Source organism: Cronobacter condimenti 1330, from assembly GCF_001277255.1.
GTDB classification, from domain to species: Bacteria; Pseudomonadota; Gammaproteobacteria; order Enterobacterales; family Enterobacteriaceae; genus Cronobacter; species Cronobacter condimenti.
Genome location: NZ_CP012264.1, coordinates 1,506,792 through 1,520,837, shown reverse-complemented (window position 1 = coordinate 1,520,837; position 14,046 = coordinate 1,506,792). Strand labels below are relative to the sequence as shown.

General features: G+C 56.5%; 9 protein-coding genes. 5 read left to right on the top strand and 4 right to left on the bottom strand.

The genetic code is table 11. The annotated features are described in order from the left end of the window. Window positions 1-87 precede the first annotated feature (87 nt). Window positions 88-4,236 carry a DNA translocase FtsK gene (ftsK, locus tag AFK62_RS06945; RefSeq protein WP_053531801.1) on the bottom strand — a complete coding sequence of 1,383 codons (4,149 nt, stop codon included), beginning with the start codon at window positions 4,234-4,236 and terminating at the stop codon, window positions 88-90. 119 nt (window positions 4,237-4,355) lie between these two features. After that, a complete protein-coding gene (gene lrp, locus AFK62_RS06940) occupies window positions 4,356-4,850 on the bottom strand; it encodes a leucine-responsive transcriptional regulator Lrp (protein WP_000228469.1) in 495 nt (164 codons plus the stop codon). 469 nt (window positions 4,851-5,319) lie between these two features. Here lrp and trxB point away from each other — a divergent pair, with 469 nt between their 5' ends. The 5 genes from trxB to infA all read left to right on the top strand — a co-directional run bounded on the left by trxB (window position 5,320) and on the right by infA (window position 11,140). Beyond that, complete coding sequence (trxB, locus tag AFK62_RS06935; RefSeq protein ID WP_007664633.1) at window positions 5,320-6,288, top strand: thioredoxin-disulfide reductase; 969 nt, start codon at window positions 5,320-5,322, stop codon at window positions 6,286-6,288. Between the two features lie 115 nt (window positions 6,289-6,403). Continuing rightward, window positions 6,404-8,170, top strand: a complete 1,767-nt coding sequence (gene cydD, locus AFK62_RS06930; protein ID WP_032983911.1) for a heme ABC transporter permease/ATP-binding protein CydD — start codon at window positions 6,404-6,406, stop codon at window positions 8,168-8,170. After that, window positions 8,171-9,904: a heme ABC transporter ATP-binding protein/permease CydC gene (cydC, locus tag AFK62_RS06925; protein WP_007664622.1), complete on the top strand. Its 1,734-nt coding sequence runs from the start codon at window positions 8,171-8,173 to the stop codon at window positions 9,902-9,904. Window positions 9,905-9,941: 37 nt separating this feature from the next. Beyond that, a complete protein-coding gene (gene aat, locus AFK62_RS06920) occupies window positions 9,942-10,646 on the top strand; it encodes a leucyl/phenylalanyl-tRNA--protein transferase (protein WP_007664621.1) in 705 nt (234 codons plus the stop codon). A gap of 275 nt (window positions 10,647-10,921) precedes the next feature. Then, window positions 10,922-11,140 (top strand): translation initiation factor IF-1, encoded by a 219-nt coding sequence (infA, locus tag AFK62_RS06915; RefSeq protein WP_001040187.1) that lies wholly within the window; start codon window positions 10,922-10,924, stop codon window positions 11,138-11,140. A 179-nt stretch (window positions 11,141-11,319) separates the two neighbouring features. Here infA and clpA read toward each other — a convergent pair whose 3' ends face one another. Both clpA and clpS read right to left on the bottom strand, forming a co-directional pair. Then, window positions 11,320-13,593, bottom strand: a complete 2,274-nt coding sequence (gene clpA / locus AFK62_RS06910; RefSeq protein ID WP_007664619.1) for an ATP-dependent Clp protease ATP-binding subunit ClpA — start codon at window positions 13,591-13,593, stop codon at window positions 11,320-11,322. Between the two features lie 28 nt (window positions 13,594-13,621). Beyond that, complete coding sequence (gene clpS / locus AFK62_RS06905; RefSeq protein ID WP_007664618.1) at window positions 13,622-13,942, bottom strand: ATP-dependent Clp protease adapter ClpS; 321 nt, start codon at window positions 13,940-13,942, stop codon at window positions 13,622-13,624. Window positions 13,943-14,046 lie beyond the last annotated feature (104 nt).

Genomic DNA, 14,046 nt, shown 5'->3' with positions numbered 1-14,046 from the left:
GTTATTTACCCATCTTTGCACAGTCAGGATGAGTGGGAAGCCCTGCGTATGCGTGCTGTCGTGCCGCACACGCAGGGGAACAGATTGCTACTCAAAAGGCGGCGGTGCCAACACTTCGCGGTTGCCGTTATGGCCCTGTTCACTGACGATGCCCTGCATCTCCATCTGTTCAATAATGCGCGCGGCGCGGTTGTAGCCAATACGGAATTGACGCTGCACGCCCGAAATTGACGCTTTGCGTTTTTCCACCACAAACGCGACTGCCTGATCAAACAATGGATCGAGCTCTTCCCCGCCGTCAAAGCCCCCACCGCCGCCTTCGCTTTCGCTGTCAGAGGTGATGCCATCAACATATTGCGGACGACCGCGCGCTTTCCAGTCCTGCACCACGGCATGCACTTCTTCATCGCGTACAAACGCGCCGTGAACACGCACTGGCATTGACGAGTTCGGGCCGGAGTAGAGCATATCGCCCATCCCCAGCAGCGATTCCGCCCCGCCCTGATCGAGGATCGTGCGCGAGTCAATCTTACTGGAAACGGTAAACGCAATACGTGTCGGAATGTTAGCTTTGATAAGACCGGTAATGACATCTACTGAAGGTCGCTGAGTAGCCAGCACCAGATGGATACCCGCAGCACGAGCTTTCTGCGCGAGACGTGCGATAAGCTCTTCCACTTTCTTACCGACGGTCATCATCAGATCAGCAAATTCATCAACCAGCACCACGATATACGGCAGTTTAGTCAGCACCGGATGCGTTGCGTCCATGCTATCGCCAGGTTTCCAGTAAGGATCCGGGATAGGGCGCCCCATGCGTTCGGCTTCGGCGATTTTCTCGTTATAGCCAGCAAGGTTACGCACCCCGAGCGCCGACATTAACTTATAGCGGCGCTCCATCTCATTCACGCTCCAGCGCAGGGCATTGGCAGCGTCCTTCATGTCGGTAACCACTTCGGTCAGAAGATGCGGAATACCTTCGTAAACGGACAGCTCCAGCATTTTCGGGTCGATCATGATGAATTTCACGTCTTCCGGCGTCGCCTTATAGAGCATACTCAGGATCATGGCGTTAACACCCACCGACTTACCTGAACCGGTCGTACCTGCTACCAGCAGATGCGGCATCTTCGCGAGGTCGGCAACGACCGGATCGCCTGCGATATCTTTACCCAGTACGACGCTCAGCGGCGACGGATTGTCGCGGAATTTCGCGCAGTCCAGCACTTCTCGCAGGTAAACGGTTTGACGTTTCTTATTCGGCAGTTCAAGGCCGACATAAGGTTTACCGGGAATAACCTCTACGACGCGCACAGCGACGGTTGAAAGCGAACGAGCAAGATCGCGAGAAAGGTTCGAGATACGCGCGGCTTTAACGCCAGGTGCCAGATTCAGCTCAAAGCGCGTAATCACAGGGCCAGGCGAGTAGTTGACGACATCCGCTTTGATGCGGAAATCCGCCAGACGCGCTTCTACCAGGCGTGCCATCTGCTCCAGTGCAAAGGTATCCACCGGTTCAACTTCCGCCGGTGGCGATGTCAGAAGATCCAGTGAAGGCAGCGGCGTAGAGGGCTTATGCGTTGGCAACTCATCGCCATTGCGCATTAACAGCGGGTGAATCAGGCTGTCGCGCGGTGCTTGAGCAGGCGGTGCAGTCTGGACAGGCGCAGCGGCGGGTTGCGAAGGCGGATAGCTTGGCGCAGGTGCAGCGTATTGCTGTGACTGAACCGGTGGCTGTGGCGCAGCAGAGGGCTGAATATGCCCCTGCGGCGGTTGCGCATATGCCGGTTGGGTTGTATTAGCCGGTGCAGGTGCCGCATATTGCGCTGGTGGCTGTTGCGGGGCCTGATAGTGAGACGGCGCTGGCTGTGGTGGCTGGCGATACGGCTCAGGTTCAACAGGCCCTGCTACATCAGGCATGAAGAGCGGTTCACTCGGCCCTTCACTGACAAGCGTTTTCATTGGTGAAAACTCGAAATCATCCGGCAGGTGCGGCGCTGCCCCTGAAGGCTGCGGCGTGGCGTAACGCTGCTGCTGTGTGGCGGCAAACTGGCGCGCCAGTTCCGCCTGTTCAGCGGCCTCTGCGTCCTCGGGACTCATTTCAGCCTGATACTCTTCACCGTAACGCTGCTGCTGGGAGGCGGCAAACTGACGCGCCAGTTCATCCTGGTACATCGCGTCCGCTTCTTCTTCTGAGACACCCTGAGGCTGTTGCGCCATACGACGCTCGGCCTCTTCGCGGGCACGCTCTTCCGCCATCCGCTGAGACGGCAGTTTGATGCCGTAAGAAGCCAGCTCACGCCGGGTCGGTACGCGGACACGATTTGGACGCGGCAGTTGCGGGCCTATACCCTCTTTCACCTGAGGACGCGGCGCCTCACCGGCAACCGGCGTAAACGCGGCAGCCGCAGTGTGTGACGCTACGGAAGCCGCCTGCGAAGCCGCGTGAACGGACGCGGCCGCAGCGCTCGCCGATGCACCAGCATTCATACCCGCTGCGGCAGCACCAGCAATATCTGAAACGTGCACAGGAGTCGCGGATGTTTGTGACGCGCGCGCGGGTTCCTCTTTGCGGGCAAGTTCCTGCGGGTCGGGGACAGGTTGATACCATGCAGCCAGTTGTTCACGCTCGCGAGCGCGCTGCGCCTCCACTTCTTCAAAGTGGTAAAGCGGCGGACGCGCAGGTTTAACCTCTTCCGGAGGTGCAACCGGCTCTGGTTCATACACAGGCTCGGTGACTTGACCGGGGGTATAAGGCTGTTGTGTTGGCGTAAAGGCGTCTTGCGCTGCCGCGTAGGGCTCCTCAGCAGAAGGATGGTGCGCCGCGTGCGGCTCGGTATAGGGGTCATGCAGCGTCGGTGTCTGCTGGTACGCCACTGGATGCGGTTGATGCGCGTGCTGAGTGTGGTAACCCTGCGATTGTTGAGTCTCGTATCCCTGCGGTTGCGCAGAGTGATACGGCGATTGCGCAGGGTTCGCTTGCACAGGCTGATAAGTTTGCGGTGCAGGTGTGCTGGCCTGCGCAGGCTGCAAGCCACGGTCATCCTGTAACGGCGCGCCAGTAACGGGCGGTTGTGCGTAATAATCCGGCTCTGGCGCGATACCCGGATGGGATTGCGGCGCAGAAGACGCGGTGTGCCATTCAATACCCGTTGCGGCATCCGGTGCCTGGACGCTAACGGAATCAGACGGCATAGCCGTTTGGGCAGCAGCCCAAACCGGCGCAACCGGCGTCGCGGCAGCCGCAGCGGCGGCCGGGTCGGCAATGGAATGACCATTGAGCAGCGGATCGTTTTCGTCATAAAACATGTCCGACTCAGTGACTTTATGACCAGAGAAGAGCACGTCGTCCGCATCGGCTGGCGTACCGCGTACGCTATATTGCACCTCCTCGGCGTCATCCATACGTTTGCCAGAAAAGAGCGCTTCGTCGGTTTTACGCGCGACAGGGTTGCTAAATTTATCGGCCAGTCGTTTACGACGCGCTAAAGCCCCACGAAGAATACGCGCGCGGCGGGACTCTCCTTTCGCTGGCTTCAGCTCGCGCTCATCCTCTTCATATTCGTCGTGCTCTTCATCGTCTTCGTAGTCGTCTTCATCCTGCCAGGTATCGTCCCGGCGGGTACGGTTGCTCGCAAACGTCAACACGGTCAATACGACGCTGCCGATTTTCTCGGCGATGCTAACCCATGACCAGCCGGTAAAGAGCGTTAGCCCTGCCGCCCAGACGCACAGTAGCGCGATGGTGCCGCCGCTACTGTTGAGCATGGGCTGTAACGCCGTGCTGAGCAGGCTACCTACCACGCCGCCGGAGGCGAAATACCAGATATCGTCAGCGTTGATCGCGGCCAGCCCACAAGAGGTCAGGATCAGCGCCAGCACGCCGATAAGGCGCAGCGCTACGGCGAAATAGTCGATGTAATCGTCATTGCCGCGCTGACGCCAGGCAAACCAACACCCGCCGACCATAATGACCGGAATGGTGTAAGCCATTACGCCAAAAATAAAGAACAACGTATCCGCAAGCCATGCGCCCGGCGCGCCGCCTAGATTATGAATAGGCTCATGCCAGGCTGTTTGTGACCAGCTCGGATCGGAAGGATTGAAGCTTAACAGGGCGGCCATCAGCCAGACGGCAAACAGCACAACGAGGATCAGCAGCGCCTCGAGCAGACGTCGCCCGCTGCTTAATTTAGTGAGTGTGACTTCTTTGTCTTCGGTGTATTCCTGGCTCAAGACAGGCTCTCCAGGTCCATGAGGTAAAACGGACAGCAGTGGCGAGAAACCCCGCCACTGCTGCTGTATGGATTAACAGGAGTGTAATCAAACTACGCCCGGTTTGCACCTGTTCTGTGTTAGCGGGTCTTAATAACCAGACGATTACTTTGCTTGACTTCTTCCATGACGACGTAAGTACGGGTGTCATTAACGCCCGGCAGACGCAGCAGGGTTTCGCCCAGCAGCTTACGGTAAGCGGACATATCCGGTACACGGGTTTTCAACAGGTAGTCGAAATCACCGGAAACCAGATGGCACTCCTGAATTTCTTCCAGCTTTTGTACAGCAGCATTGAATTGCTCAAACACATCCGGCGCGCCACGATTCAGAGTAATCTCAACAAATACCAGAAGTGAGGCATCCAGATAATGCGGGTTCAACAGAGCCGTATAGCCCTGAATAAAACCCTGTCGTTCCAGACGACGAACGCGCTCAAGGCACGGCGTCGGTGAAAGACCCACTCTTTTTGAAAGCTCGACGTTAGAAATACGCCCATCCTTTTGCAGCTCATTAAGAATGTTACGATCGATACGGTCGAGATCTTTGCCAGGGCGCTTCTTGCTATCTACCATTATTATTGTCTCTCTGTATTCCTTCCCTACACCTGCCATTACCCATTGCACTTCACTGTTCAGGGTGTCAGTTAGAAGACCGTTGCCCGCTGGCAGCTATCGATATTACGCATGGCGTCTGTCCACACCATGCGTGAATTTCAATAGCCCGGTAAATTGGCACGAGCTTGCGCCAGAATGCGCTATAACCAAAGCCAACACTTTTTCTTCCTCGAATGTTTTCGCAAAAGCGCAGGGGATTGTCAAAGCAAAACATCGATTTTTAGTAGAACGTGCCAGACAGTGGTAACGAGTAGCGATTATTCCTCATTTTACTACCTTATCTGCCGCGCTTTTTAATCAGTAAAAATAATGGCGCTATTGGCTAAAGCTATTGCATGTATCGTTAACAAAATTGCCACACTCTTTTTTTAGCCCGCTAAATTCCCTACAATCCAGCCCATTGTCTGCCAACAACAATGAGGATCTCATGGGCACGGCTAAACACAGTAAGCTGTTAATTCTTGGCTCCGGCCCGGCGGGATACACCGCTGCGGTCTACGCTGCGCGCGCCAATCTGAAGCCGGTTCTGATTACCGGGATGGAAAAAGGCGGTCAACTGACCACCACAACCGAAGTGGAAAACTGGCCAGGCGACCCGCACGATCTGACCGGTCCGCTGTTGATGGAACGCATGCACGAGCATGCTGCGAAGTTTGAAACCGAAATTCTGTTCGACCATATCAACAAGGTCGACCTGCAAAACCGTCCGTTCCGTCTTATCGGTGACAGCGGTGAATACACCTGCGATGCGCTGATTATCGCCACTGGCGCGTCTGCGCGCTATCTGGGGCTGCCGTCTGAAGAAGCCTATAAAGGCCGTGGCGTTTCCGCCTGCGCTACCTGCGACGGGTTCTTCTACCGCAACCAGAAAGTCGCGGTCATCGGCGGCGGCAATACTGCCGTAGAAGAAGCGCTTTACCTGGCAAATATTGCCTCTGAAGTGCATCTGATCCACCGTCGCGATACCTTCCGCGCCGAGAAAATCCTGGTGAAACGTCTGATGGATAAAGTGGAGAGCGGCAACATTGTGCTGCATACCCACCGTACCCTGGAAGAAGTGACCGGCGATCAGATGGGCGTGAGCGGTTTGCGTCTGCGCGATACGCAAAACCCGGACAACGTCGAGACGCTGGATGTCGCGGGGCTGTTTGTGGCTATCGGTCATAGCCCGAACACTGCGATTTTTGATGGTCAGCTGGAACTTGAAAACGGCTATATCAAAGTCCAGTCTGGCATTCACGGCAACGCCACCCAGACCAGTATTCCTGGCGTGTTCGCCGCAGGCGACGTGATGGACCATATCTACCGTCAGGCGATCACTTCTGCGGGCACCGGCTGTATGGCCGCGCTGGACGCCGAACGCTACCTGGACGGTCTGGCTGAAAAGCACAGCTAATTCCACGTGTTAAACAAGGCGACGAATCAGTCGCCTTTCTTTTATCCCCGTTGTAACATTGCCTGCTCTCTCGTCGTACGGCGAGCACTCTGGATTTTACTGCTCAGTGCATGCAATGAATAAAACCCGTCAACAAGAACTGACCCGCTGGCTCAAACAGCAAAGCGTTATCTCCCGCCGCTGGCTCAACCTTTCACGTCTGCTGGGCGTGGTGAGCGGTCTGCTTATCGTGGCACAGGCCTGGCTTCTGGCCGATCTTCTGCACGATATGATTATGAAAGCCATCCCTCGCGAGGCGCTCCTGCTGCCGTTTGCGCTGCTGATCCTGGTTTTTGTGCTGCGCGCCTGGATGGTCTGGCTGCGCGAGAAAGTGGGATTTCATGCCGGACAACATATCCGCGCGCGCATCCGCCAACAGGTGATGAACCGCTTGCAGGAGGCCGGTCCCGCCTGGATTCAGGGCAAACCTGCGGGCAGTTGGGCCACGCTTATCCTTGAGCAGATTGACGACATGCACGACTTCTACGCCCGCTACCTGCCGCAAATGGCGCTGGCCGCGAGCGTACCGCTGCTGATTGTGATCGCGATCTTTCCCTATAACTGGACCGCCGCACTGATTCTTCTTGGCACCGCGCCTCTGATCCCGCTGTTTATGGCGATGGTCGGCATGGGCGCTGCCGACGCCAACCGCCGCAATTTCCAGGCGTTGGCGCGTCTTAGCGGCAATTTCCTTGATCGCCTGCGCGGCATGGAGACGCTGCGCCTGTTTCATCGTGGCGCAGCAGAAACCGACAACATTCGCATTGCATCGCAGGATTTCCGCCAGCGCACGATGGAAGTATTGCGCCTGGCGTTTCTCTCTTCTGGCGTGCTCGAGTTTTTTACCTCCCTGTCGATCGCGCTGGTCGCGGTCTACTTCGGTTTCTCTTATCTGGGCGAACTTAATTTCGGCCATTACGGCACCGGCGTGACCCTTTTTGCCGGTTTCCTTGCGTTAATCCTTGCCCCGGAATTCTTTCAGCCATTGCGCGATCTGGGCACGTTTTATCACGCCAAAGCACAGGCAATTGGCGCAGCCGACAGCCTGAAAACCTTCCTGGAAACCCCCATTCAGCACGCAGAAAAAGGCGCGCTCGAACTGTCCGGCTGCGAGCCCATTATGCTTGAGGCGCAGGGACTGACCATTCTGTCCCCGCAGGGTAAACGTCTCGCGGGGCCGCTGAGCTTCGTACTGCCTGCCGGCAAACGCGTGGCGCTGGTCGGACAAAGTGGGGCCGGAAAAAGCTCGCTGCTAAATCTGCTGGCGGGGTTTCTGCCCTATGAAGGCTCGCTTCGCGTCAATGGCGTTGAATTGCGCGATCTGGACCCGGAAAGCTGGCGTCGACAGTTAAGCTGGGTGGGACAAAACCCGCAGTTGCCTGCCGCCACGCTCAAAGAAAATGTCCTTCTCTCGGCACCGGACGCCAGCGACGCGCAGCTTCAGACCGCGCTGGACAAAGCCTGGGTCAGTGAATTTTTACCGCTGCTCGCACAGGGTGTCGATACGCCTGTTGGCGATCAGTCTGCCGGGTTGTCTGTGGGCCAGGCACAGCGCGTGGCAGTGGCGCGTGCCCTGCTGAGCCCCTGTCGTTTGCTGCTGCTGGACGAGCCTTCTGCAAGCCTTGATGCGGGCAGCGAGCACCGCGTAATGCAGGCGCTGGAAAGTGCCTCGCTGTCGCAGACCACGCTCATGGTGACGCATCAGATTGATCATATCGCCGCCTGGGATGAAATCTGGGTGATGCGCGACGGCCGTCTTGTCGAGCGTGGAGACGTCGCGACGCTCAGCGCTGCCGACGGCTATTTCGCCGCACTGCTGGCGCACCGTCAGGAGGAGATTTAAATGCGCGCGTTGTTACCTTATCTGGCGCTCTATAAACGCCATAAATGGCTGCTTTCACTGGGCGTGGTTCTGGCCATCGTGACGCTGCTCGCGAGCATCGGTCTGCTGACGCTTTCCGGGTGGTTTCTTTCCGCCTCGGCAGTCGTAGGCATGGCCGGCCTTTACAGTTTTAACTATATGCTGCCCGCTGCAGGCGTGCGTGGCGCGGCCATTTTTCGTACCGCCGGGCGTTACTTTGAACGGCTGGTCAGCCACGAAGCGACGTTCCGCGTGCTGGAACATCTGCGTGTTTATATCTTCAGCCGTCTGTTGCCGCTCTCCCCGTCGGGGCTCGCCCGTTTTCGGCAGGGCGAATTGCTAAACCGGCTGGTGGCCGATGTCGACACGCTCGATCATCTTTATTTACGCGTGATTTCACCGCTCATCGGCGCGCTGGCAGTTATCGTTGTGGTGACATTCGGCCTGAGTCTGCTGGATGTTACGCTGGCGCTGACGCTGGGCGGCATTATGCTGGCGACGTTACTGGTGTTTCCTCCCCTCTTCTACCGCACCGGACGTCCGGTGGGTGAAGCGCTGACAGCGCTGCGTGCCAGCTATCGCCAGCAGTTGACTGGCTGGTTACAGGGACAAGCGGAGCTGTCGATTTTCGGCGCAGCCAGACGTTATCGCAATAATCTTGAAGCGACAGAACAGGCGTGGCATGAGGCGCAGCGCCGTCAGGCCGGGCTAACGGCACTGTCGCAGGCTCTGATGACGCTCATAAGCGGTATAACGGTCGTGCTTATTCTGTGGATGGCCGCAGGCGGCGTTGGCGGTAATAGCGCGCCAGGTTCGCTGATTGCGCTCTTTGTCTTTTGTGCGCTGGCAGCCTTTGAGGCGCTCGCCCCCGTAGGCGGAGCATTTCAACATTTAGGCCAGGTCATCGCTTCAGCGCGTCGTGTCAGCGAGGTCATTGAACAGCCGGCTGAAATCACTTTCGCCGAGCCGGGTATTGATGCCCCGCGCAACGCGTCGCTCTCACTGCGTGATGTCTATTTCAGCTATCCGGGGCAGCCACAACCTGCGCTGCGCGGTGTTACGCTGGATGTCGCGCCGGGTGAGCATATTGCCATCCTGGGACGCACCGGCTGCGGTAAATCGACGCTGCTGCAACTGCTGACCCGCGCCTGGGATCCCGATCAGGGCGACGTTCTTCTTGGCGGCACTTCCCTCACCAGCTATCGTGAAGCCGCGCTGCGCGCAACCATGAGCGTCGTGCCGCAACGTGTTCATCTGTTCAGCGCCACGCTTCGCGATAACCTTACCCTCGCCGCGCCTCAAGCCGATGACGCCGCACTTGGTACGGCCCTCACCCGCGTGGGGCTGGAAAAGCTGCTGGAGGATGAAGGATTGAACGCATGGCTTGGCGAGGGTGGACGCCAGCTTTCAGGCGGCGAACTGCGTCGCCTCGGCATTGCACGTGCGTTGCTGCACGACGCGCCAATGCTGCTGCTGGATGAGCCAACGGAAGGTCTTGACGCGCAAACCGAGCGTCAAATCCTTGCGCTGGTCAACGATATCGCCGCACAGAAGACACTGCTGATGGTCACTCACCGTTTGCAGGGCCTGACGGCATTCGATCGCATCATTATCATGGACAACGGGCATATTATTGAGCAAGGTAGTCACGCAGAATTACTGGCGCAGCAGGGACGTTATTATCAGTTTCGTCAGCGAACAGTACACTATCATTGATTGATATTTGACTATGTTGTCAGGGAGCGCCGTTGTGATGCGTCTGGTGCAGCTTTCTCGTCATTCGATTGCTTTCCCCTCTCCTGAGGGGGCGTTACGTGAACCCAACGGCTTACTGGCATTAGGCGGCGATCTCAGCCCGGCTCGCCTGATGATGGCCTATCAACAGGGCATTTTTCCGTGGTTTTCACCGGGCGACCCGATTTTATGGTGGTCGCCGGATCCACGCGCCGTGCTCTGGCCTGACCGGCTCCACATCAGCCGCAGCATGAAGCGCTTTCATCGCCGCTCGCCTTATCGCGTGACGCTCAATCACGCCTTTAACGCTGTCATTCAAGGGTGCGCCGACGATCGCAATGACGGCACGTGGATAACCAATGATGTTGTCATCGCCTGGCAGCGCCTGCATGAACTCGGGCACGCGCATTCGATTGAAGTCTGGCAGGGTGACGCCCTCATCGGCGGCATGTATGGCGTCGCCCAGGGCGCGCTATTTTGCGGCGAATCGATGTTCAGCCGTATGGAGAATGCTTCCAAAACGGCGCTGGTCGTTTTTTGCGAGTACTTTCTTGCACAGGGTGGCCAGCTTATCGACTGCCAGGTGTTGAACCCGCACACCGCATCGCTTGGCGCAGTCGAGATCCCACGGCGTGATTATTTGCAAATCCTGACCGAGTTTCGTCAGTTGCCGCTCGAAAAGCGCTGTTGGGTGCCGCAAACCCTTTTTATGCCCGCAGGATAACAGAATGTTTTCGGCACATTTTTTATCAGGGTGTTATACTTACGCACGCAGAAAATGACTGCCATTACCCTGCCGCCGTTTTGGGACCCTCCGTTAACGCAACGCTTTGGATCTCACGCTCCCCGTTATGCTTGCGCTGCCCGCGCGGTTTTGTCGTGGGGGCAGGAAGGCGCAGCGGTACAACGGGCATTTCGCCCGCAAAACTTTACTTAATGGGTGAACTTGGGCATTATCTTGCCGGTTCAAACTATGGTAGTGATACCCCAGAGGATTAGATGGCCAAAGAAGACAATATTGAAATGCAGGGTACCGTTCTTGAAACGTTACCTAACACTATGTTCCGCGTAGAACTGGAAAACGGTCACGTGGTAACTGCCCATATCTCCGGTAAAATGCGTAAAAACTACATCCGCATTCTGACGGGCGACAAAGTGACTGTTGAGCTGACCCCGTACGACCTGAGCAAAGGCCGCATTGTCTTCCGTAGTCGCTAAGTTTGTACTGACTTCTCGTGTATGAGAAGTAAGGCCGCGCCGCCGTTTGCCGCGCCAGCCTGAGAAAAAGCGCCGCCCTCAAGCGGCGCTTTTTTTATGGGTTGAGATGACGTGCCCTTAAAAAGACATAAAAAAACGCCGGACATGGCTGTCCGGCGTTGGTTTGAAGCGTAGGAGTTTTAGTGCGCGGCTTCGGGCTTATGCTTCTGCGCACTCTGGAAGCTGTACGTTAGCTTATCGCCGTCTTTATCCAGCGCCACGGACACCTGACCGCCATCCACCAGCGAACCAAAGAGCAATTCGTTGGCGAGTGGTTTTTTCAGGTTGTCCTGAATGACGCGGGTCATCGGACGTGCGCCCATCGCGCGGTCATAGCCTTTTTCCGCCAGCCAGTCACGCGCTTCCTGACTCACTTCAAGGGAGACGCCTTTCTGATCAAGCTGCGCCTGCAATTCGACGATGAACTTATCGACCACCTGATGGATCACCTCAGCAGAGAGATGGTTGAACCAGATGATATTGTCGAGACGGTTGCGAAACTCCGGCGTAAAGATCTTTTTGATCTCTTCCATCGCATCGGTGCTGTTGTCCTGACGGATAAGCCCGATAGATTTACGCTCGGTTTCACGTACGCCCGCGTTGGTCGTCATCACCAGAATCACGTTGCGGAAATCTGCTTTACGCCCGTTGTTATCGGTCAGCGTTCCGTTATCCATTACCTGCAACAGCAGGTTAAAGACATCCGGATGCGCTTTTTCAATCTCATCAAGCAGCAGCACCGCGTGCGGATGCTTGATAACCGCGTCAGTCAGCAGGCCACCTTGATCAAAGCCCACATAACCCGGAGGGGCGCCTATCAAACGGCTAACCGTATGACGCTCCATATACTCAGACATATCAAAACGCAGCAGCTCAATGCCCAGCGCTTTGGAAAGCTGCACGGTCACCTCGGTTTTACCGACGCCAGTCGGGCCAGCAAAGAGGAAAGAACCGACCGGTTTGCGGTCGTGCCCCAGCCCTGCGCGGCTCATTTTGATGGCTTCGGTTAAGGCCTCAATGGCTTTATCCTGACCAAACACCAGCATTTTGAGGCGATCGCCCAGATTTTTCAGCGTATCGCGATCGCTTTGCGACACGCTCTTCTCCGGAATACGCGCGATGCGGGCCACCACGGATTCGATATCCGCCACATTGACGGTTTTCTTACGCTTGCTGACCGGCATCAGACGCGCGCGCGCGCCCGCCTCATCGATAACGTCAATCGCTTTATCCGGCAGATGGCGGTCGTTAATGTATTTCACCGCCAGTTCAACCGCCGCACGCACCGCTTTCGCGGTATAACGCACGTCGTGGTGCGCTTCATATTTCGGCTTCAGGCCGTTAATGATCTGCACGGTTTCATCAACGCTCGGCTCGGTGATATCAATTTTCTGGAAGCGACGCGCCAGCGCGCGGTCTTTTTCGAAAATGTTGCTGAACTCCTGATACGTCGTGGAGCCCATGACCCGAATTTTACCGCTGGAGAGCAGCGGTTTGATAAGGTTTGCCGCATCGACCTGACCGCCGGAAGCCGCGCCCGCACCGATGATGGTATGGATTTCATCAATAAACAGGATGCTATTATTATCCTGTTCCAGTTGTTTGAGCAGCGCTTTAAAGCGTTTTTCAAAATCGCCGCGATATTTTGTGCCCGCCAGCAGCGAGCCGATATCCAGCGCATAGATAGTGCAGTCGGCCATGACTTCCGGCACATCACCCTGCACGATACGCCAGGCGAGTCCTTCGGCAATCGCGGTTTTCCCGACGCCCGATTCGCCCACCAGCAGCGGGTTATTTTTACGACGGCGGCAGAGCACCTGAATGGCGCGCTCCAGCTCTTTATCACGGCCAATCAGCGGGTCAATGCCGCCAACGCGGGCAAGCTGATTGAGATTGGTGGTGAAGTTTTCCATACGCTCCTCCCCGCCTGCCTGCTCTTCGTTGACCGGATTGTCATTGCCCGGCGCCTGGCCTGGCTCGTCTTTACGGGTGCCGTGGGAGATGAAATTCACCACATCGAGGCGGCTGACTTCATGTTTACGCAACAGATAAGCCGCCTGGGATTCCTGTTCGCTGAAGATAGCCACTAAGACATTGGCGCCAGTCACTTCGCTACGGCCGGAGGACTGGACGTGGAACACCGCACGTTGCAACACGCGTTGGAAGCTGAGCGTCGGCTGTGTGTCGCGCTCCTCTTCACTCATGGGCAGTACGGGTGTGGTTTGTTCGATGAAGGCTTCGAGTTCCTGACGCAGCGCCACCAGATCCACGGAGCAGGCTTCAAGCGCCTCCCGTGCCGATGGGTTACTGAGCAGAGCCAGTAACAGATGCTCGACGGTCATAAACTCATGTCGGTGCTCGCGCGCTCTGGCGAAAGCCATGTTTAAACTGAGTTCCAGTTCCTGGTTGAGCATAGGGCACCCCCTCAATAGTTTGCCTTGATCAGGCTTTTTCCAGCGTACACATCAACGGATGCTCGTTCTCCCTCGCATATTTGTTCACCTGCGCCACCTTGGTCTCCGCGACTTCCGCCGTGAAAACTCCACAGATGGCCTTTCCCTGATAGTGAACTGCGAGCATCAATTGCGTTGCACGTTCTACATCATAAGAAAAGAACTTTTGTAGCACGTCAATAACAAATTCCATCGGCGTGTAATCGTCGTTCATTAATATAACTTTATACATAGATGGCGGCTTTAGCGCTTCGCGCAGTTCATCTTCCGCCAAATGGTCAAAATCTAGCCAACTTTTATCTTTACTCATTGCCAGTCGTCATCATGGTTAAACTGTACAGCCAGCGTGTTTTCCGGCGCTCTGGTTGAGTGTAATACGCATCCTGAATCTACCCTAATGTTCATTAAGCAACC

Coding starts and splice junctions, on each gene's coding strand:
- lrp (WP_000228469.1), bottom strand. CDS start 4,850: ATGGTAGATAGCAAGAAGCGCCCTGGCAAAGATCTCGACCGTATCGAT.
- trxB (WP_007664633.1), top strand. CDS start 5,320: ATGGGCACGGCTAAACACAGTAAGCTGTTAATTCTTGGCTCCGGCCCG.
- cydD (WP_032983911.1), top strand. CDS start 6,404: ATGAATAAAACCCGTCAACAAGAACTGACCCGCTGGCTCAAACAGCAA.
- cydC (WP_007664622.1), top strand. CDS start 8,171: ATGCGCGCGTTGTTACCTTATCTGGCGCTCTATAAACGCCATAAATGG.
- aat (WP_007664621.1), top strand. CDS start 9,942: ATGCGTCTGGTGCAGCTTTCTCGTCATTCGATTGCTTTCCCCTCTCCT.
- infA (WP_001040187.1), top strand. CDS start 10,922: ATGGCCAAAGAAGACAATATTGAAATGCAGGGTACCGTTCTTGAAACG.
- clpA (WP_007664619.1), bottom strand. CDS start 13,593: ATGCTCAACCAGGAACTGGAACTCAGTTTAAACATGGCTTTCGCCAGA.
- clpS (WP_007664618.1), bottom strand. CDS start 13,942: ATGAGTAAAGATAAAAGTTGGCTAGATTTTGACCATTTGGCGGAAGAT.